The sequence below is a fragment of the Niastella sp. genome (genome assembly GCF_045805085.1).
Taxonomy (GTDB): Bacteria; Bacteroidota; Bacteroidia; order Chitinophagales; family Chitinophagaceae; genus Niastella.
Map to the genome: position 1 here is coordinate 1 of NZ_JBJMLX010000085.1, position 22,148 is coordinate 22,148.

Genomic DNA, 22,148 nt, shown 5'->3' on the forward strand with positions numbered 1-22,148 from the left:
AATATTCTTTCGCATCGTCTGCGCTTCGTGTTCATATCGGCTGGTCTGCTCTTTTGACACATTCAATTGCCGCCCTTTCTTAGCTGCGGAGCGCAACGCATCATAATACAATACGCTGGTATGCAAATTAGCTTTGCCTGCCGGAAAGCGGTTTTCCAGCTCATCGCTGTTGCTGGCCACTACACCCTGTTCGTTTACTTTTCTTTTTAAATATTCCAGGCACCATTCAACCAATGGCCATAATACTTTGGCCGAATCTGTGTTGCCATACGTTAAGGCATAGCGTGAGGCCCCATAAGCGATCATGGCCATATCGCCCCTGTCTTTGGCGCCATGCCAGGTGGCATCGCCTTCGGCAATAATAGAACTGGGAATAGGCTGGTACTCCTTGTTCATATACTTTGCAAACCAGCGATAGGCATTCATCGCCGATTTATTCCCAATTTCATCACCCAGGAAAGCAAAAAATGGATTTACATATTCCGCCTGGTCATTCGCCCAAATAGCGGCATAATAACGTAATCCGCCAGGACCATGTAAATAGCCGCCCTTTGTTTTATAAATGCTTTCGGTGGCCCGGATCTTGGCAAATGCAAAGGCAGTGTTCAAAACAGGATCAGGCGTTTCCAATTGCAGCAATGATATTATATTACTTACTCTTTGCAGCCTGTCGTTATAAGCTGCATTCACATCAACTGTTGGTAATGGATTATTTTTATCTGCTGCCTGGTACAAAATGCCGAATTGCACCGAGTCTCCAGGCGCTACTGTTTTCAACCCTTCATTGGCGGTAGTTACAATAAAACTGTGTGGAACCGGTGTCGTTCTTTCCGTGGCGGGTCGAACCTCTCTGTACAGGTACTCCATCTCAATTTTCACCGGTTGCCTACCGGTATTGGTGAACACCCATTTTTCCATTGCCACCGGTTTATCTACCGAGGGAAAAAGCGTTCGTTGTAACGTGACGGCATTGTCTTTTCCTATTACACTGTTTATTTGTAAAATGCCTTTTTGCCTGATGCTGGTTACTTTCTCCGGCATATCGGTTGCCACGGCGGCATTATATACACCGGCTTTTAATAATTTGTCATTTATCAGGAACCGGGGCAGCTCCTCATCGGTAATGTTATAGGTCATACTGCCAATGGTACGTACCGGTAACAACCGAAAGGTGGGAAAAACCATGGTGCGGTTTATAGAAGGCTGTCCTTCGGCGTTGACGCCATACTGTACCCACATGGACACTTTTTCGCCACTCATCTCCACATGATCAGTATGCGGCAGGCGGTTGTCGATTGGCCATTCAATACTGCCATCAGGCAATATTTTCCAGCGGTCCTGTTGTACCGGCAGGGGCGATTGTTGTGCAAGCAGGGAAAACGACATGCTACTCAGTGCTACAATCAAACAACTGCTTTTTCTGATGAAATCAATACTCATTATTCAACTTCTTTTTAATTAAAGCGAGAATTCAGCCAGATAGCCGCCACCGGCTACCAGTACAAGTTCAAGAACATCTTGCTTTGTATAAACCTTACGTTCAACCACTACAGATGCGGCATTGTTGCTATCATCTTTTACTACGGTAGCTTTGTATTTTCCTGATCCAAGAAAATGCAGGGGAATTGTTACTTTCTTAGGAATAGTACCGTTCATAACGGCTACAAACCACTTATTCCCTTTTCGGCGCACATAAGCAGCCATTTCCCCAATGGCCGACTCCGGTAATACGATGGTCTCATCCCATACGGCTGGAATATCCCTGATAACAGCTACCGCAGGATTGCTTATTATATTTTCGGGATTGGCTGCATAGGTTAGCAAGGGCGCATGAAGGATCGCGGCACTTGCTATCTGGTGCGCCCAGGTGGTGTTCTGTCTCCGCTCACTAAAAAGTAGAACTGTATATTCTGCCGGCCCGGCCAAACAGCGGGTGAACGGTATCGTTGTTTCATGCGTTGCCCTGTCAGTGAGCTTACTCGATTCCATCCCTTTTACGGCTTCACTGGTCAATAAATTTGGCCAGGTACGCGATAACCCTGTGGGTTTATTGGCACCATGAAAATCGAGGAGTAAATGATTTTCGGCGGCTTCCCGCAAGATGGCTGCATACAGATCAATGGTTTCTTTCGCTTCGTGATCGAAGAAGTCGATCTTTAACCCTGTCACTCCAAGGTCATGGCATTTTTTAAAGAATGCCTGCCGCTCACTGGGATCGCGTAGTGATTTGGAATGTTTCCATAGCCAGATGCCTACTTTTTTCTGGCGGGAATAATCTATCAACTGCCGTAAGGTATCGCCGCCCCATCGGGCCCAAAAGCCTTCCAATATATTGTGTTCAAAGCCCAGGGTTGCGGCGTCATCTGTAAATTTTTTAAGTACATCAAAACTTCCATCCCCACCTCCATCGAGGTATTTCCAAACGGCACGGCCGGGTTTTATCCAACTGGTATTTATTCCTTCGGGGAACAATGTTTTGTCTGGTTGCGGACAGAGATCTTGTACGAGATCACTGTTCACCAGTGTATTCAGGTCGCTTCCTATTATCACTACCCGCCAGGGCGTAATGATGGTGCCGGCAATAGCAGCAGGTTGTTGTAACCGTAAAGTATCTTCAGGCGAATATCGCAAGCGATAAGGATAGGAAGCCCGTTGGTGATGAGGCAGGCGTATCTGCAAACCATTGTTCCCATTTGCCTGCAATGCCATACCTGCATAATTTACCAGGTTGGCTTCAGTGATGGATGCATAGACTCCTTGTGGTAATTTATAGGTGGCCGGCGGCGCCACCCACTCTTCTGCCTGCACCTGGCTGATCTCTTTTTTTACATGTACACCTTCATAATGCATGATCAGGTCGTGGTACCACAATAGGCTGCCAGCCGGAATATTGAACAGGGTTGCTTCATCAGGGATGCGAATGATTTTATCAGCGGCAGGCAGAATTGTTCTGAAAGCTATTCCATCATTAAATACCCGAACTTCCAGCGTGTCTACCATTGTCTGATCCTGCAGCAACACTTTTATTCCCGAACAATGATCTATTGCAGTGGCATGTTCGCCCAGCCAGGGATAGCGCTCATTGAGCTGGTAGCGGAGATCAGCAGACGTTTGCATTTTCCAATGCACAACCGTATCGTTCAGCAACATCACCATTTCAGAGTTTTCTACGACCGGAATATTTTTATAGGTAACTGCAAAATGCAATTGATTGTTTTGTTGAAAGAGTCTGCACTGTATTTGCCGGTTAGGACTTGTGATCAGCACTGTATCCGCAGGTAATGCGTTTACCTCAGCAATGGCAAGGAAAAGGATAAGTCCAATAAAGAGGGCTCTTTTCATATAATCTTATTTATTACCTGCACGCTTTCCTAACTCCGTCAGGAGTTGAACAAAAGGGGCAGCTATTAATCCATTACGTTGTACCGGTGTGTCCCAGGTGATGGCGCCTTCAGCTTGTATTACCTGGTTGCTGAAACCAATGATCTGGTCACTGGTAAAACGGGGATCACCCATTCCCCAGGTTCTGCCCAGGAAACTCAACACATGAATTTGTTTTCCATCCACCTTTCCTTCATAGGAACGTTTTATGGAAATGAATTCCGGTTTATCTACTTCACCTGCGGTATAATCTTCATAAGGTGTAAGGGACAGCGTACGATATACCACGCCGGGATTAAATGCTACTATGCTTTCGGGATTACCGGCGCGGGCTGCTGCTGCAAAGCTGGCAAAATTGGGCGTCTTTTCATTTCTGTACATGATATTGGGCCAGTAACAACCATCGAACCACCAGCCTACAATTTTATTACCCCAGCGTTGTGACCATTCCCGGATAATCGCTTCCCAGTTACGTTGAAATTCCAGGTTCGCGTGGGGACCATTCTCCCATTTCAATGCTTTTGCTGCCACAGAATCACCGGCCGGGGCACCTGATGGCAGGTATACAATGAGTTGGATGCCCTGCTTTTTTAAAGCGGCTGACAGATCTGCAATTAAATCACGTTGGGAACATTTACCCTTGTTGCCGGAGAGGCGTTCATATGTTTTATTAGGCGCTACAAAGTATCCCGAGTTCTGCCCAATGGTAAAGATCATATACCCGGCGCCTGTTTCTTTGACCTGCTTCGCCAATCCTTCCACATCAAACTGGTTGATCATTTCATTCCAAATAGCAGTTGTTGTTGTAATACTGTCTGTTCGTGAGCGCCAGTCGGCCAGGTAATGCACCATAATGCCCCAGCGGGCCTTTTTCATCCAGGCAGTCCGCTCCTGTGCTGTAGTAATAAGGCAGGAACTTATTATGGCAATAAGGATAGAAAGTTTAATGCGGTTCACTTGGCAAGAATTTATAACCTGTCAGGCTTTCGCCTGACAGGTAGAGTATATTATCGTAACAACGCCGTAGCGCACCATAACACCGGGGCCTGACCGTGCAGGTCGCCAATATTACGTTTGCGATCGAGGTAGTACTGACGATCGTTCTTTTTATTGGTGCCTTCGCACACTTCACGCACATCGTTATTACTATCGATGTAAGTAATCAGCGCCAGCCAGCCTTTTCGGGCGGCAGGTCCATAAGTAGCCGCATCGAGCCAGCCATTCTTGACACCGGTGATCATGGCAAACGTGAACATGCCTGTGCAGGAAGTTTCGGGCCATGATTCAGCATCATCGATCAACTGGCGCCACATGCCATTTTCGGCCTGGTACTTCAGCAACGAGGCCATCATGGTTTTATAGCCTTTCATAATCCGTTCGCGGTATTGACTGTCTTTTGGCAATGAACGCAGCAACTCTGCCATGCCTGCTGCCATCCAGCCATCTCCGCGGCCCCAGAAATACGGAACATCGGGTGCATGATAGAATAACCCATTAGGCTTTTGCAATGAATCCAGATAAAGCACCATTTCCTTTGCCGCTCTTTCAATGTATTTTTTATCATTGGTAGCGCGGTATGCCTGAGATTGTACCGCGGTGATCATAAACATATCATCGATCCACATGCGGGTTTGCCAGGAGTAGCCCCTGTTTAAAAAGTCCTGCGATTCAGGTTTTACATGGGGGCCTTCCGGATTTTCCCATTGTTTATCGGCAAAACGTTTTCCTATTTCAAGATAGCGTTTGTCTTTTGTTTGCATATACAACTCAAACGGCACCGATCCAAATACGGTGGCGTCAACGTGCAATGGTTTTGGGATCAGCGTATCCTGTGCACCGAACATCGGGTCAAACCGTTGTACCAGTTTTTGCAACAGTTCTTTATCACCGGATTGTTTTGCGAAGGTGAGCGCGCCATACCAGGTACAGGTTTCCGGATAGGTAATTGTTTTGGGTGGTGTGGTGCGGCCAAAATTGGTATGCGGAGTAGCTACAAAATGCTCCGCCACTTTTTTGCCCACTTCCTGCGGCGAGGTGCCTGCCGGCCATTTTGAGAAATCGGCCATCGCTTTTTTTGATTGTGCTTCACAGACCACTGGTTGCAATTGAGCAATCCCCAGCGTCAATAACAGACATTGAATCGTTTGTTTCATTTATTCGATGTTATTTTATATGTCTCAATTTTACGATATTAAATCTCTGCGCCCTTTGATTGTATCACACACTTTTCATTTTACATCCTTTTTAATTGTTACCCGCTTTACATCTCCCCTGATCGTCAACACCGGATGAATGATAACAGCGCGATACTGATATTCTTTTCCCTCTTCAACAGATGAAAGCAACTGAGTGAAATTTCCTGTTTCATTAATAGTTACAGGTTTTGTACTCAGCCAGTCTTTGCTATACAGGTTCTCGGCAAATCCCGCATAGGGCCGGTATTCAAATAACAATTGTAATGAATCTGCATTTCCCTTTTTTAATACCCGGGCATTTAATTCCACTGCGTTGTTTTTTATTATTGCATTACCAGTTTCAACCTGGGGTGGATCGAGAGCTGGTTCTACATTTTCCAGTTTAACCGTAATGGGATTAGGCCATTTATAATTATCATACACCCGTTGGGCCCTCACTAATGAAATATGCAGTCCATCTTCTTTCTGTTCAAACCGGGAATGCACATCAAGCTCGTTCTGGTATTCGGTCACTTTATCATTTTGCCCCAATACACTGATGGTTGTTTTTGACGTAGCTTTTACCGAACCTAATACAAATTCCTTTCGATCGCCTTTTGCCCAATCCGGCTGGCCGGTAATCACACCATACACCGTTCCTTTATCTTTCGAGGCCGTAAACCAGATATTTCCTTCATTGGTAACGATCCAGGGTCGCACGCTTTCTATTGCTTCATGATTGATGAAATTCCATGCAGCCATTTCCCGTAACGGAGTTTCCTGTTCATAAGGAATATAGCCATCGGGGTGCGGACCTACGTTCAATAAAAAATTCCCACCCTTTGAACGGGCCTCTACCAGCAGCTCTATCAGGCGACCACCGGTTTTTATATTATCATTGGTTGGTTTGTAATTCCATTGCGTTCCCATTGTAACGCAGGATTCCCAAAACTCATCCAATGCAATTCCCGGGAGCGTTTGTTCAGGCGTATTTACAGCGCCGCGGGTGATCACCACATCCGGTTGTAACTTCCAGGCGGTTTCTCGACACGGCCCCTTGGGTTCTCCATCAATAAAAAGAACATCTATCTTACCATATAACGTGAACAATTCGGTGGTTTGTTTTCGCACCAGGTCTTCATAAGCAGCCGTGGTTTTTTTATCGAATTGATTACCCCCGCGTTTTATAAGAATATGGTGATCATATAAAAATTTAAAATCTTCGGGCGAATAATACAACCCTACTGCCAGTCCTTCTTTCCTGATCGCCTGCACATACTCTTTCAGCAGATCTTTTTGATAGGGCGTATTAGTGATCCTGAAGCTGGTTGTTTTGGTATCCCAAAAACAAAAGCCGGCATGATGCTTGGCAGTAAACACCACATATTTCATCCCTGCCAGTTTTGCCAGCCGGGCAATCGCTTTCGGATTAAATGCGTACGGATCAAATGTTTTAGGAAGTTCATTATAATATCTTTTCACATACTCATCAGCCGCGCCCACCAGGGAGTGACTGATCGTTATACCCAGCTGCGCATCTACATTAAAATGGATGAACATGCCAAAACCCTGATCACGCAACCATTCCTGCCGGGCTGGTTTGTTTTTATTCCCGCCAAAACGGTTATCGCTTTCTTCCTTTTGTGCATATAAGAAATTACCAATACAAACAGCAAATATGACAAGCAGCTTCTTCATATAAGATCTAATTCCATAAGGGAAAATACAAACTATTATTATACGGATCGCCTGTTGTGGTAGCATCTATTTGCGCCTGGGGTATGGGACGCAACACATGTTTTTCGATGATGTTGGCTGCGGCCTCCTTATTATGCATGCGTACCCGTTGTAATAACTTACCGGTGCGCACCAGATCCCACCACCGTACATTTTCCCCACAAAGCTCGCGGGTACGTTCATCCAATATAAAGTCCAGCGATAAGTCAGACGCAGTTACATCCATAGCCGTTGCATTGCCTGTTGGATACGCGGCCCTTTCCCGCACGGCATTGATATACTTTACAGCATCCGGCAAACCCAGCATGTAGGCGGATTCCGCTGCCACCAGGTAAGTTTCCGCCAGGCGGAACGCGATCACCGGCCGTACAGAGGGTGAATTGAGGTCGGCTCTTTTTGTATCGAAATATTTCATCATGGTAGCCGACAACGTATTATCATAATTACCGGGCGGGATAAGCAAATACCGGCTGGCAGCTATTTGTGCCTTGGTCTTATCTACACCAGGCATGTAAATGGCCGTATCGCCCAATTTAAATTTTGGTTGTCCTACCACGGCATCTGCCGGCGCACCTGCTGGTAAGGGGCTTGTCCAAACCGGATATCCTTTGGGATCCGGATTGTTGGCATACCATACGGTCTGAAAGGTTTTGCTGTACCGGGTATCATTCACTCTTTCTTTAAAAGCAGTATCGGTTAACCAACGCGTAGGGATACACCGGATATACGGGCGGCCATAGGCTGTACTGCGGATCATGCCCGGTCTTTTCTCATACTGTCCCACCCACATATGGTTCAACACATTGTCGGCACTGTAGGTACTAATACCATTACTCGAGCTGATGCCACTGTTATTGGGACCATTATACGCTAAATTGGCGGTGTGTTGTACTGTCCACAGTACCTCCTCGTTGTCTTCATTTCCTTCTGCAAACACCTTACTAAAGTCGGGCAATAAATTCAATCCCAACGTCGCTTTATTGTTGATGATATCCACTGCTGTATTATAAGCATTCTGATAATCATCGGCTTTTTTTACTGCAGATCCTGCACGGGTAAGATACACTTTTGCCAGCACATGTTTCGCAGCTACAGCTGTAGCCTTTCCTGATAGCACGCCATTGCTTTTAGGACTGGCGGGCAACACGGCTATCGCGTCTTTCAGATCCTGAATAATGGCGTCATAAACATCGCCCATGGGATCGCGTTTGGCAGCCGTGGTTGCCTCCGACTGAAAATGCAGGTTCAGGGTAACATCTCCCCAAAACTGTACAAGAATGAAATAATAATTGGCCCGCAAAAATTTGGCCTCCGCCACTATGGTGTTTTTTGTAGCTGCGGGCAGATCGGTTTTGTCGGCATAATCAATAACGCCGTTACAGGTATTGATAAAAACATAGGCTGCTTTCCAAAGCGTGGTAGTAGTACTATGTGTTGAAGTATAACTGTACAGATTAATATCGCTGTTCCCATCCACGCCGCGCTGAAATTCATCGGTACCAATTACCGTGGCGGTAAACAATTCCTGCGCACCCCAGAAGTTGCGCATGCCTGCATAGGCTGCATCCAGTCCCGCCTGCAAACCCTGACTGGTTTGAAAGAATGCAGGTACAAGAATAGAGTTGGGTTCTTCTTTCAGTTTTTTATTACAGCCGCTCATTACGATCAGGAGCCCGCTGCAGAATAAAAATATCTTTTTCATACATCTTGTTTTGGGTGGTGAAAATTAAAACGACATATTAATACCGAAGATCATCGACCAGGTAGGCGGTGTATCAACACCCACTGTTCCTGATCCTTCCGGATCTATACCTCCTGCCTTGCGGTATGGCGAGAAAAGAATAAAGGGATCTGCTGCGGTTGCATATACCCGGAAATTCTTTGCGCCTATGCGTTTTACTAATGACGGGTCCAGGTTATAACCAAGGCTTATGCTTCTGATCTTTAAAAACGAACCATCGAAATAACTCATTACCGAGCGGTTCAATGGATTGGTAGCCGCCGAATTTGCCTTCGGATTCCAGGGTTCGTGGTTCTCAGGCGTCCAGTAATGCGTTTTTATATTATTGTATGTTCCCTGGTAGGTATTTACAAATCCGCCTCCATACAGGCTGCTGTTCATGGTATATCCCCAACGGGCAAATGCTACCACAGTTAAATCAAAACCACGGAATCCAAAACGCTGCGTGGTACCGCCTTCCCACTTGGGCTGACTTGTTCCTACAATAATGCGATCGTTGGTGGCATCGATCTTTGAATCGGGTTTTCCATCGGGACCGCTGAGATCAGCCACGCGAATGGTGCCTATAACTGAGGAGGTGCCGGATACTGATAAACCCAGGGCTTTTGCTGCGGCGGTATCTTCTGCTGTATTCTGCCAAATGCCCTGTCTTTTATAATCATAATAAACATCTAACGGTTGTCCCACAAACCAGCCATTGGCAACGTCTTTTGTTACCCCGCCAGCCAGTTGGGTTACCTTACCCCGGTTTAAGAAGAAGTTGAAATCGCTCGTCCAGCTGAAATCGTTACGGGTTTGCGCCTGGATGTTAGTGGTGCTGATGTGCACTTCAATACCTCTGTTCTCCGTTTTACCTACGTTGGTAACAATAGGATTGGGGATGCCCGATGTAGGCGGCAATGTTTGCGGTAACAACAGCGAATTGGTAAATGCCTTATACACTTCCACCGAACCGGTAATGCGATTACCCAGCAAACCGAAGTCGATACCCAGGTTGGCGGTTTTGGTATATTCCCAGGTGAGGGTATTGTTTATGGTAGATGTTAAGTAAGCACCGGTAACCATGTTTGAACCGTAGTTATATACCAGTCCGGATAATTGCCCCAGCGTTTGAAAGGCCTTGATCGATTGTTGTCCCACGCTTCCATAGCTGGCCCTTAATTTCAGGTTACTGATGGCCGGTATCGTTTGCATGAAATTTTCGCGGCTCACATTCCAGGCAAAAGCTGCCGAGGGGAAGGAGTGCCATTTATTTCCTTCGGCCAAACGGGATGATCCGTCGGCACGAATGGTCAATGTCAACAGATAGCGATCGTTGAAACTGTAGTTCACCCTGCCCATATAGGAAAGAATATCTGCTTTGGATGAACTACCCGATCCCTTCAGGTTTGAACCGTAGGTTGGGTTGAAATAAGCGAGGTAATCGGCCAGGATATTGGTATTATCAAACTGGTTCGATTTTGAGCTCACTTCCTGCAAACTGTACAAACCAGTGAAGTTCAGCTTATGTTTTTGGGCAATAGTGGCATCATAGATCAACAGGTTTTCGAGGGTGTAGTTATTCGATACTTCATTCCGGTTTGAAGAAGCAGAACCGCCCTGGTTAACCCGGAAACTTGTTTTATCGGAATAAAAATTTCCATACACATCCGATCTGATCTCTGCTCCCGCGTTCAACCGGTACTTCAATCCTTTGAACAAATTCGCTTCCAAATACAAGGTGGTGAATGTTCCCAGGCGCTTTCTGTTTTCTACAGCTGCGCCGGGTATCAGGTCGGCAAGCGGGTTCCAAACCTGATTGGCGCTTCCCGGCACATAAGTATTTAAAATATTACCGGCACTATCATACGGCGATGCCAACGGACTGGCGCGTAACGCCTGCGCCATGGGATTGGCGCTTTCTCCTTTTCGTACCGAGTAAGTGTTCAATGAGTTCAACCCTACTTTAAATATTTTTCCTAACTGTTGATCGACACTCAATTTTACGGTCGACCGCTCAAAGCTTTGCCCATAGTAAATACCGGTCTGGTTAAAGTAACCACCTGAGATCGCATATTGGGTTTGATCGTTTCCACCGGAAACACCTAACTGGTGATCGGTGATCATCCCGGTTTTATAAATAAGGCTTTGCCAGTCGGTATTACGGCCGTTTTTTATCCCTTCCACTTCTGCAGGATCGAATACGCCATTGGTCAGGAACAGCGGATCATCCAGCCCGGTGTATTTACCCGGGTTGGCAATTATGTTGGCCCATTTTTTCAGATCGGTAAATTCAGCGGCATTCATTACCGGAAACTCTTTTGTTAGTTTGCTGGTGCCCACATAGCCGCTGTAAGTAAATACGGGTTTGGCGGTTTTGCCGCGTTTGGTTGAGATCAGTATTACGCCATTGGCGCCCCGTGAACCATATATGGCCGTAGAGGATCCATCTTTCAAAACTTCAACCGAGGCTACATCGTCCTGGTTCAGGTCATTGATACTTCCATTGAAGGGAATACCATCCACCACGATCAGCGGGTCATTGCTGGCGCCTAACGATCTGGACCCCCTGATTAAAATGTTTGGGGTGGCGCCTGGTTTGCTGTTGGCGCCGCTTCGCTGAATATCTATCCCCGCGCCCTGCCCCTGAATGGCCGTGGCCAGGTTAGAGGAAGGAATATCTTTTATTGATTGTTCACTGATGGAAACAATAGAACCGGTAATATCTGATTTACGCCGGGTTCCATACCCTACCACAATCACTTTATCCATCTCCAGTTTATCTGAGCTCAGCGAAATTCCCAGATCCGATTGATCAACGCTACCAATTTTTATTTCTTTGTTGACAAACCCCACCATGGTGATGGAAAGCGTGCTGTTTACGGGAACTGTAATTTGAAAAACGCCATCTGCTTTTGTGGTGGAACCAATGGTAGTTCCTTTCACTATTACTGAAACGCCGGAGAGCGGTTCGCCGGTTTCATTTTTCACCGTGCCTTTTACGGTCACTGTTTTTTCCTGTGCATGAAGGATGGCAGGCAGCATGATAGAAAAACATAACAGGCATACAGCAATGAATGCACTGTTTTTAAAAAAGGTATTGCCGTACCTTTTTTGGTGTGGGAAGTGTAGCATAGCAGTCGTTTTTATTATTAGAATAGTTATTGCTTTATTTACTTAGCGTGTTCTTAATATTTTCCAGGTGAATAATAGCAGGCTTGCCAATTGTTTCAGGAATTTTCCGGCCATCGACTTCAATATCCTGTCCGTCTTCACAAATAAAAGCCGGTCGCCGGTCAATGCTATCGAGGTGCAGGGTGATATTCACCAGCTTTAAACCTTTTACGTGTCTTGCCCAGATGCCGTAAGCCGGCACCAGCGGGCCAAAAGTTTTTACCTCCGGATATTTATCAACGGCTTCGGGCACCTGCTGCTGTGCGTTCTCCACAGTACCGCCACCTGCCAAAGTGATCTCGATATTCTCCAACGTAACATTAGTAATATAGTGACCGGGCACACCGGTGATAAGAATGCCGGAGGGTGGCGTTAACTGAGCGTTGGCAGCGGCCTGTGCTTTTACATTTTTTATGACTACGTTTTCCAGCGTTCCGGTGGGCTGTTGGCTATCTTTCCCTTTCCTGAATACACTTAACCGGGATCCCAGGCGTAACAACATGGGCGTTCTTACATTTACCATGGTAATGTCTGAGATCTGTACGTTGCGCAAATGAGCGCCATCTACCGTTAATAATTTTATCCCGCCATTGTTGGTGTCGTAGATATAACAATCGGTGATGGTGATATTTTCAAACGGGGCCATTGACTCAGTGCCCATTTTTATAGCGCCCTGGTTGCTTTTCAAACGCATACCGCTGACCACTATATTACTGCACGCCATGGTGCTGGAAGTGGTTTTGAAACACAACGCATCATCACCGCTGACAACATCACAATTTTTAATATGTACCTCCTGGCAGCCATCTATATCGATGCCGTCATTGTGCGCCACGCCGTGGCTTACAATCTTTACATTTTCAATATTTATCTTTTTGCTTTGGAAATAATGTGAGGTCCAGGCGGCGGCATAATTGAGTGTGATGCCTTTTACGGTTACGTTTTCACAGCGTACGATCCGTACTAAGAACGGGCGGCGCCCCCAGCGTTGGGATTCTGGGCGCGTGTCAGTAGCTATCTGTTGTTCCTTTAATTTGGAACCCTGGCCGTCAATGGCGCCTTCGCCTTCAATGCCAATATTTTTTGCATCAACCGCTACCAGCAATGCCCAGCCTACGTCAATGCCCAGCCCATCGGTAAAGGGATCGATGTTTTGATAATCATTTATATCGGTACTGCCCAGTAAACGGGCATCTTTTTTAAACTGAAGGGTAACCTGATCTTTCAAAACAATAGTTCCTGAGAGCCAGTTGCCTGCCGGGAACACCACTTTACCGCCACCCTGCTGATGGCATTCATCAATCGCTTTTTGAATAGCAGTGGTATTGAGTGTTTTTCCATTGCCCACAGCGCCAAAACGGGTAATATCAATTACAACGGGCGGCGCAGCCTGTACCCATACCATACAAATCAGAAAAGCAATACCAGTAACTACCTTTTTCATATGCATCAGTAAATGTGATGACAACCAACATATATGGCTGTAATTCCTGATGCAACTAACCGATTATTACAACAGCCCTAGTATCAACAAATCACTATTCATTCAACTATTTTGGCAGAAAAATTTCCGGGAACGATTGCGTAAAAAAGCGGAGGCGGCTCGAAGACCACCTCCTTTAAACTAACTAACTGTAAAGAAACATACTATTGCTGCGTAACCCTATCATGGTACCTGCCGGTACTCATAATTTGAATAAAAGGTGTCAATAGCATTGGGGTCTGGTTTGTACAGGGTCCTGTATTGAAATGAATTTCCTTTTATATAAACAGGCAACACCACGGTACTATCGGCTGCACTTTCGTGCTTTGCATATACTTTCTGTTGCATACCCAGGTTGTCGGTATAAATAATTTCCTGGCCTATTACATCTGCTCCTGCTCCAAACCATTTGATGGTAGCCGATTGCGCCACATCATTATAGGTGCCGCTTTTTATTGTCCGGTTCACCAGTTGTGCAATATACCGCTCGCCATATACTGTTCCTATTACATCGTTTTTTACCGACCGGTGCCCCGCTTTATCGTAGGAATAAATATTAAAGGTATACGTACCTTCTGCCAGTTTATTAAATAAAAAACGAACGGTATCGATATTGTCGGTTCGTTGCACCGCTTTTTCCGTTGAATCGGTTTGGCCACCGGCGCTCCAGTATATTTTCACTTTGCTGATGCGGGGGTCCGAGATCAGCAGCATAGACAAACCCATCCGGTTGTTACCGGGATAAGCTGTTACAGAATCTACCTTCGCAATGTAAATCACCTCTCCATCCTTTATAAACTCATCATAGGTAGCATTCATCTTACTGCATGCGAACAGCATGGCGCTGGATATGACCAGCATGGCTCCATAAATGCTATATTTTCTTACACGCATAATTAATTTTTGTTGAATGAACTGATTTACTTTTTCTGTCCCCATAACGACAATTCAAACAGGTGAAAGAATCCCGTATACCCATCAATGGAACCCCAGCTGTCAATATTCTTCCAACCTATGTAACGAACCGGTGGCATCCCGTTCGGAAATTCAAACTCCTGTCCATCGGTAGCTACCTGGATGTCTTCGTTTGAGTTTTGTCCAACTTCCCAGCCCGAAGGTTTGGTCATTACCCATTCACCCAATTTTACCCAGCCATTATTTGGATCAGTATTGTCGGGATTGCTATTTATGATCTTAGGATTATTGGTGCCCCAGATCTGCCAGTGATGCGGATTACCGTGATTGAAAATAAAGGTGCCGGTACGTTGCCAGATCTTAAACCGGCTCAACACAAACTTTGAGGCGCCGCTTTTATCCAGGTCAATCGGGATCCAAAGGGGCAGGTCATATTTCTCCTTGGTGTGAAACATGGTGGTAATATTACCATCGTACAAATTTTTCATTGCGTAAGTGGTGGAATAGTCCACGGCGTTGGCAATAGCTATTCCAGAGTTGGGCAGCGGCTGATGTTGTGGAATGTAACTGGCAAAAGTGGTCCGTACATCATTGAACTTTGTTTTATCAAGCGCCTCTTCGTAAATAGGCGTGATCTTTACTTTCAGCGTATCGCTGTGATTATCCCAGCGGTCACGAACATAAACGCCCCAGGTGCGTTCAACCGGTGGAAATCCCCGGATGTTAAAGCTGCCCTCTTTCATACTGGTATAATTAAAATCAACATGCGCCCAGTCACCTACAGAATCAACGACCAGCACTTCAAACACAATATTTGCCGAGTCATCGTTCACATACTTTACGTTAATGCCACCAAATGTTGAATCTGTTTTTAATGATTTGAACACAGCAACAATGGGCGGCGTCAGGGGTTTTATTTTCACTTCAACCGGTGGAGATACCACTTCACTACGGCTTACCGCATACAGGGTCACCGCCCGTTCCTCCGTATCGCCAAACCCATCTACTAATAATTTCTTTTGGAACATGGATGCTTTTACTTCTTTTTTTACGCCTTTGAGCTCGTACACTGCTTTTACATACAACAGGTTTTCATTATCGGGCAGCGTATAGGTGATCAGGGCAGCGCCGGCGAGGTTCGTCACCCGGGGATTAGTAATAGCATCGGGCGCCGATCCATCTGCTCCATAAGGGCTTCTATTCTCTTTTTTACAGTTGCTAATGACAATGACCATCATCAGTAGCCAACATGTTATAATCAGTTTATTCGGTTTCATTCCAATTAATTTATGGTTTGGGGAAGAAGGTTTACCAGCCAGGGTTCTGAACCAGTTTTTTGTTCCGCAAAATTTCATCCTGATCTATCGGCCAAAAATAATCGCGCAGTTTAAAGGTTTGTGAATATTGCACGATGGGTTTGTAATACGCCGCGGGATCCTGCTGTTCGGTGCTCCATCCTTTAATAGGCGCATTCAATGCCACATGCGCTTCCCGCCATCTTCTCAGGTCCCAGAAACGTTGTCCCTCAAACGCCAGCTCAATCAATCGTTCCTGGTGAATGATATCGCGCAAGCCTGATTTAGTGGTGTATTTGGTAGGTTGATTGGAGAAATTATCCCATGAATACGCTACCGTAGGCAACCCTGCCCTGTCCCTCACTGCATCTATCCACCTGAATGCTTCGGCGCCAGGTCCGTTCACTTCATTCAACGCTTCTGCATATAATAAATACAGATCACCTAACCGGATCTCCGGCCAGGGATAGGGCGTTTGATTACTACCGGTAACATTCCCATCTGCCGCGGCAACGGTGTTCATATTGATGAGCTTTTTGATCCAGTAACCGGTAACGGAAAAATTGCTTACTCCCTGCCGGGCTGCAAACTCGGCTCTTCTTGCTTTTACAAACAACATGTTGCTGATTGAATAATTGTTTATCCAATTGCCAAACCAAATGCCTCTGTCAAAAGCCAGATCGGCATAAAAACGGGGTTCCCGGTCAAAGTGCAGTTTTACCGTTTGTTCGTTCTTCTTTATATAAAATGTATCGGCAGGTGTAGCGGTCTTTAATTGAAAACGGCCGGCATAGTCCCAGGTTTTATCTTCAGTAATGGGAACGCCATTCTTTGTGTAAAACAGTTCAGCCATTTTTATGGGAGGAGCCAGAATACCTTTTGGACCACTGCCGCTTATAGCGCCACTGCCCAGAATGGGCATTGTCCACCGTTGCAGATCACCAGCCCGGCTCGAGGTATTGGCCCAGATCACTTCGGTGTTAAAATCTTTTTCAGTAACAGCCATGCGTATGCCCAGCTGCGTTTTAATGGTGTCATTGACGACCCAGCCTGGATATAATGCCGCGTTAAACCGTTGTAAGGTATAAGCATTGCCCTGGCAGAATTCGATTGCCTCCTTACAGGCAGCCGCTGCTGCTTCCCATTTTTTGGGATCCGCCACCGGATTTATCAGGGGCTGGCCTCCGTCCTTGCCCTGTGTATTAAGGCCCACGAAATCGCCATTGCCATTAAACAAGGGACTGGCGGCTGTTACCAGTACTTTTGCTTTCAGCGCCAGTACAATGGATTTGGTGATCCTTCCCAGCTCCGTTTGTTCTGTCCCTACTATCCTTGCCGGCAGCGCGTCATTGGCTGCGGCTTCATCCAGCAATTGAACAATATAGCTGAAACAACTATCTACGTGATCGCGGGGCACCTGTACTTCGTCGGGCGCACTTCCTACCGGTAAATTTTCCTTTACTATAGGAATGGGACCATACATGCGCACGAGGTAAAAATGATAGTACGCTTTCAGGAACGTCACTTCTGCTTTCCACCTTTCTCTTTCAACGGCTTCCATATCCCGTACTTTATCGATGCCTGCGAGAAAGATGTTACAATCGCGTAAGGCTGTAAACAATTTTATTCCCTGGTTCTTCCCTGTCCAGAAACTGCCCATAGGATTGCTTACACTCTGGTTGCCGCGGGCGATGGCCCAGAAATCAGGGTCCACATCACGGATAGGGTCCATATACCAGATCTCGTCACCGGCATTGAAGGCCGGGTTATCATCCATATCGCCATGCTTTGGCAAATAGGAGTAACAGGTGAACAGAAATTTTTCGGCTGTACTGCGTTGCGTAAAGGCGTTGTCGATGGTGCCTACCTGGTCTGGCACAACATCCAGGTATTTTTTACAGGCGCCCGTGCCCATCAGCAACAGTATGGTGGTTGTTAATATTACAGTTTTCATCAGTGCATAATTTATAGTGTTACCTGAATGCCCGCGTTAATTACCTTTTGTATGGGATAGTTTAGACCGTTACCCGCCAGCTCTATGTCCCATATTTTAAACTGGCTGAAGTTGAGCAGGTTGGTACCGTTGGCATATATCCGCACATTGTCGAGATGAATTTTGCTGGTAACTCTTTTTGGTATGGTATAGCCTATTTCCACCTGTTTCAACCGCAAAAAGGCGCCGCTACGCATGAACCAGGTACTGGTTTGACTATTATTAACATTCAATGTCGAACTCAGGCGTGGCCATAAGGCATATAAATTCCGGTTCTCTTCTGACCAGTGATCGTCGGCATAAGCTTTTAATAACTGGTTTTGCAAAATGTAATTTGGCAGCTCATCTGATTTATAGCGGTACGCTGTAAACGGAGCAGTAGCTTTTACGTCTATCCAGAAAGAGCGGCGGGCTGTTCCCTGGAAGAAAGTGGAGACGTCGAAGCTTTTGTATTTGGCGGAAACGCCAAATCCATACGTGATCTCAGGCGTGGTGGGGAACCCGATCGGCACCATATCCAGCTTGTCTATTACCCCATCCTGGTTTACATCGCGGTATTTAATGTCACCCCCTTTAGGTCTTTCACCAAATGTTTGGGTGGGCGAATTATTTACTTCTTCATCATCAACGAACAAACGCTCGGCTATCAACCCCCAGGTTTGTGAAATAGGAGATCCTGTTTTATTCAGGTATTTAAGATCTTCGCCATATTGCAACGATTCGTTCTTATCGAGGCGGCTGTGCGCATAGGTAAAGTTGCCCCGGGCCTGAATGGTGAGATCCTTGCCAAAATTCTGCAGGTACTCCACGGAGATATCCACCCCTTGTCCCGAAGCTTCTCCCACGTTGGCTTTAGGCGGATTATCATCCAGGTTTACCTGCAAGCCGAGTGTATAAGGGATGTAAGTGCGGGGCATGAGAATGTTATAGCGTTTCTCGGTATAATACTCTGCTATGATATCCCATTTGCCAAACAAACTCAGTTCCATGGCATAGTTGGATTTCCGCGCCGTTTCCCAGGTAATATCCCTGTTCTCGTACCTGTTTATCAGAATGGTATTACGGGTGTAACGGCCATCGGTACCAAACGCGGGATTATTGGCTGCGTTGTTCAGGTTCACATCAGACAGGTAATAGAACCGGTCATCGGGGCTGCCTATTTCATCATTACCCACCAACCCATATGTTGCGCGGAGTTTTAATTTATTAACGGCTGATTTAAGAGGCTCGAAGAATTTTTCGTTGGACACATACCAGGCCATACCAACGGATGGGAAAAATCCGAAACGTTCGCTTTTATAGAACCGTTCTGATCCATTATAACCAAAATTGAACTCGGCATAAAAGCGACTGTCGAAGTTATAGGTGGCCCGGCCTGAAACACCCATATTACGATAGGGCAATGACTTCTGTAAAGTTTTTGTATCGCCTTCCTGTTTGCTGCGGGCGGTTACCACCACCAATCCGCTAATGCCGTGTTTATCGATGGTACGGGTATAGTTGGCAGCGCTTTCAAAATAAAAATTAGAGGTGACGGTTTTGTCGGCCCCAACGGGAGCGCCTAAATAATCGGTCCCGCCCTGGGGAACAGCATCTTTATTAGCTACCTGGTCAGGATTGATCACGTTTAACAGGTACTTGTTGGTGTACTTATCATAACCGGCTGCCGTGTAGTAAAATGGAAAGTAACTACGTGATACATCAAAATAAGACGAGCGGTTAATATTGGTGAAGGCACGTACCGTCAGGCCCGGTGTAATCATGGAAAGGTCCTGCTTAACTTCAAACTGTGCAGACATCAGGGATTTGTTATAGTCTTTATAACCCGAAACCATGTCCGCATAAGGGTTCAGATAATTTCCCTTATCATAGTTGCCAAACATAATGTGGTTTACAAACTGGTGTTCCTCATCCACCGGATAATATGCGGGGTATAATACCGGACTGGTGCGCATCACTTTCTTATATAAACCCGAACCGCCATCAACCGGTCCATTATAATCATCGAAAGTTCCGTACAGGCGCACCATCACATCAGTAGTGCGGGTAACTTTCAACCCTACGTTCGAACGTAAGTTATATGTCTTCAGGTTGATGTTGTTATTGAAATTATTTCGTTTATCTACTTTCAGAATACCATTATCCTGGGTAAAGGAGCCTGCCAGGAAATAATTTACGATCTGGCCACCACCGCTTACACTGAAATTACCGCGGCGGTTGGAGGCCCGGTCTTTAAACAACATATTCATCCAGTCAACTGCCGGGAACATATTGGGGTTTACGCCCAGCCTGGTATTATCTATCTTGCTTTGGGAGTAAGGCAGCGCGCCAAGCGGGTTACGCGTCAATACCGATTCCTGATGCAGGTTCAAATAGGTGATCGGGTCAGCCAGCTTTACGGTTTGTGTGGGTTGTGAAATAGAATTTTCAAACCGCATGAATATTTTTGCTTTCCCCTGTTTACCTTCTTTGGTAGTTATTAATATAACGCCATTGGCGCCACGCGCACCGTACAATGCACTGGCAGTAGCGTCTTTCATAATGGAAAAGCTGGCGATGTCATCAGGCTGAATCCGGGAAAGATCGGGATACTCAACCCCATCTATTAATATAAGTGGGGAGGTTTTATAACCAAAGGTGGTTACACCGCGAATAAAGAAGGAGGCATTGTCCTGACCGGGCTCCCCGTTTGTTTGGTAAGCGATCACCCCGGCAATACGCCCCGCGAGTGCGGTGGTGAGGTTACTGGAAGGAACTTTTAATTCTTCAGGACTGATGGTAGTAACAGAACCAACGATGTCCCGTTTCTTTTGTTTACCATAAGCAACCACCACTACGTCGTTCAATGAGTTGGTGGCCCGCTTCATGGCTACATTGATCACTTCTTTACCTTTCACCGGAATTTCCTGGTTATCGAAACCTACCATGGAATATACCAGTACGATAGTTGCATCGGGTACTGTCAGGATATACTTTCCGTTCAGATCGGTGGTGGTTCCAATACCGGGTTGGTTTTTTACAAAGACCGACACCCCGGGCATGGGGCCGGCTGAATCGGTAACGGTTCCGTGTACCTCCATACTTACGGTATAAAGTATGGGATCCTTGTTAAGCGATTCACCTGGTAAATGACTGGTAATGGATGTATTGGCTATGGGCTGTTGGGAATAAGCACCATAATGCGAGGTGAGTAAACAGCATAGCGCTGCTAGCCACCTGGTCGGGGCAGGGCAAGTTAGTTTCATAAATCGTTAGTTTGGCAGCAGGGTTTAACCTATTACCAAATTACCAACAACTAACATGGACCTGCATACGGTTATTAGCATTATATTAAGTTATATTGACTTATTAGTTGATCAGTTAACCAGTTGACGAGTTGATAAGTTGACGAGTTAAGAAGTTGAGAAGAAAGAAGATAGTAGGCGGTAAAAAGTAGGAAGTTGATAGAGGTGATAGGGTTGATACGGTTGACAAGTTAACAGGTTAAGTATTATCGTGAGGTTCCTCCCGACGTGGTCGTGAGGGCCGGGGCCTATGCTAAAAAGTTAACAGGTTGAGTATTGGCGTGAGGCCCGATTGCCGCGTCGCGGTTCTGCCTTCTGCCGCCTGCCGTCTGCCCTCTGCTTCGCCCGCCGAAGCTTTAGCGTAGGAGGGCCTTCCCCACCCCACTTCCTTTCCTATAAAATATAAAAGGCCATCCCGACATAGTCGGGACAGCCCTTATACCCCTCCGGGCTACTAATCATTTATGGACATGGGAGGAGTAGTGATACATTGCTTCGCCCGCCGAAGCTTAGTGAAGGTGAGCTTCGCCTCGTCCGCCGAAGCTGCCGACAGGCAGCGAAGGCGGACCCGCCTACGCCAAGGCTTCGGCGAGCAAAGAAGGATTACCAGCTTGTGCGTTCTCAGATCTGCCGGTTAAGGTTTTTTTTACCACCACGTTTGTCGTTCCCGAAATGTTGTGTGTGCGCCAAAGTAAAAATCGTCTTATAATCTACATCCAACAGATCACTGATCTTGTATAAATCACCTAACGTAAACTGATCAACGTTCGCAATCAAACGAGTCATTCGGTTATTGTTTGTACCCAGGTCGTGAGCCATAATAGTTTTAGGCACATGGGTAAAGATTTCCTTGAATTCGGTTATATGCTTCCCTTCAATCAAAATTTTTACAGCTTTATATCGTGGATCTCTTTCCATTTATCAAAGAAAAAAACAAATTCATATTGAAATTTCATAAAGGATGTTTTGTACTTTCTTTGTTATAACCAGTA

At 46.0% G+C, this 22,148-nt stretch carries 13 protein-coding genes; all 13 read right to left on the reverse strand.

Going from position 1 to position 22,148, the window contains the following annotated elements; genetic code table 11:
- Positions 1-1,440: hypothetical protein (locus ACJ751_RS04055; RefSeq protein WP_407744093.1), on the reverse strand; the 1,440-nt coding region annotated here is incomplete at its 3' end.
- Positions 1,441-1,458: 18 nt separating this feature from the next.
- Positions 1,459-3,342: a glycoside hydrolase family 97 catalytic domain-containing protein gene (locus ACJ751_RS04060; RefSeq protein WP_407744094.1), complete on the reverse strand. Its 1,884-nt coding sequence runs from the start codon at positions 3,340-3,342 to the stop codon at positions 1,459-1,461.
- A gap of 6 nt (positions 3,343-3,348) precedes the next feature.
- A complete protein-coding gene (locus ACJ751_RS04065; RefSeq protein ID WP_407744095.1) occupies positions 3,349-4,338 on the reverse strand; it encodes an alpha-L-fucosidase in 990 nt (329 codons plus the stop codon).
- A 50-nt stretch (positions 4,339-4,388) separates the two neighbouring features.
- Complete coding sequence (locus ACJ751_RS04070; RefSeq protein ID WP_407744096.1) at positions 4,389-5,534, reverse strand: glycoside hydrolase family 105 protein; 1,146 nt, start codon at positions 5,532-5,534, stop codon at positions 4,389-4,391.
- A gap of 75 nt (positions 5,535-5,609) precedes the next feature.
- Positions 5,610-7,253, reverse strand: a complete 1,644-nt coding sequence (locus tag ACJ751_RS04075) for an alpha-L-fucosidase (RefSeq protein ID WP_407744097.1) — start codon at positions 7,251-7,253, stop codon at positions 5,610-5,612.
- A gap of 7 nt (positions 7,254-7,260) precedes the next feature.
- Complete coding sequence (locus tag ACJ751_RS04080) at positions 7,261-8,994, reverse strand: RagB/SusD family nutrient uptake outer membrane protein (RefSeq protein WP_407744098.1); 1,734 nt, start codon at positions 8,992-8,994, stop codon at positions 7,261-7,263.
- A 24-nt stretch (positions 8,995-9,018) separates the two neighbouring features.
- Positions 9,019-12,147, reverse strand: a complete 3,129-nt coding sequence (locus ACJ751_RS04085; RefSeq protein WP_407744099.1) for a SusC/RagA family TonB-linked outer membrane protein — start codon at positions 12,145-12,147, stop codon at positions 9,019-9,021.
- A gap of 34 nt (positions 12,148-12,181) precedes the next feature.
- Positions 12,182-13,630, reverse strand: a complete 1,449-nt coding sequence (locus ACJ751_RS04090; RefSeq protein ID WP_407744100.1) for a glycoside hydrolase family 28 protein — start codon at positions 13,628-13,630, stop codon at positions 12,182-12,184.
- A gap of 222 nt (positions 13,631-13,852) precedes the next feature.
- Positions 13,853-14,563, reverse strand: coding sequence for a DUF4998 domain-containing protein (locus tag ACJ751_RS04095; RefSeq protein ID WP_407744101.1), 711 nt, complete (start codon positions 14,561-14,563; stop codon positions 13,853-13,855).
- Between the two features lie 26 nt (positions 14,564-14,589).
- Entirely contained in the window at positions 14,590-15,861 is a 1,272-nt protein-coding gene (locus ACJ751_RS04100; protein ID WP_407744102.1) for a DUF4959 domain-containing protein, read from the reverse strand.
- Positions 15,862-15,892: 31 nt separating this feature from the next.
- Positions 15,893-17,833, reverse strand: a complete 1,941-nt coding sequence (locus tag ACJ751_RS04105; RefSeq protein ID WP_407744103.1) for a RagB/SusD family nutrient uptake outer membrane protein — start codon at positions 17,831-17,833, stop codon at positions 15,893-15,895.
- An 11-nt stretch (positions 17,834-17,844) separates the two neighbouring features.
- Positions 17,845-21,117, reverse strand: coding sequence for a SusC/RagA family TonB-linked outer membrane protein (locus ACJ751_RS04110; RefSeq protein WP_407744104.1), 3,273 nt, complete (start codon positions 21,115-21,117; stop codon positions 17,845-17,847).
- A 660-nt stretch (positions 21,118-21,777) separates the two neighbouring features.
- On the reverse strand, positions 21,778-21,942 hold the full coding sequence (locus ACJ751_RS04115; RefSeq protein WP_407744105.1) for a hypothetical protein: 165 nt from the start codon (positions 21,940-21,942) through the stop codon (positions 21,778-21,780).
- Positions 21,943-22,148 lie beyond the last annotated feature (206 nt).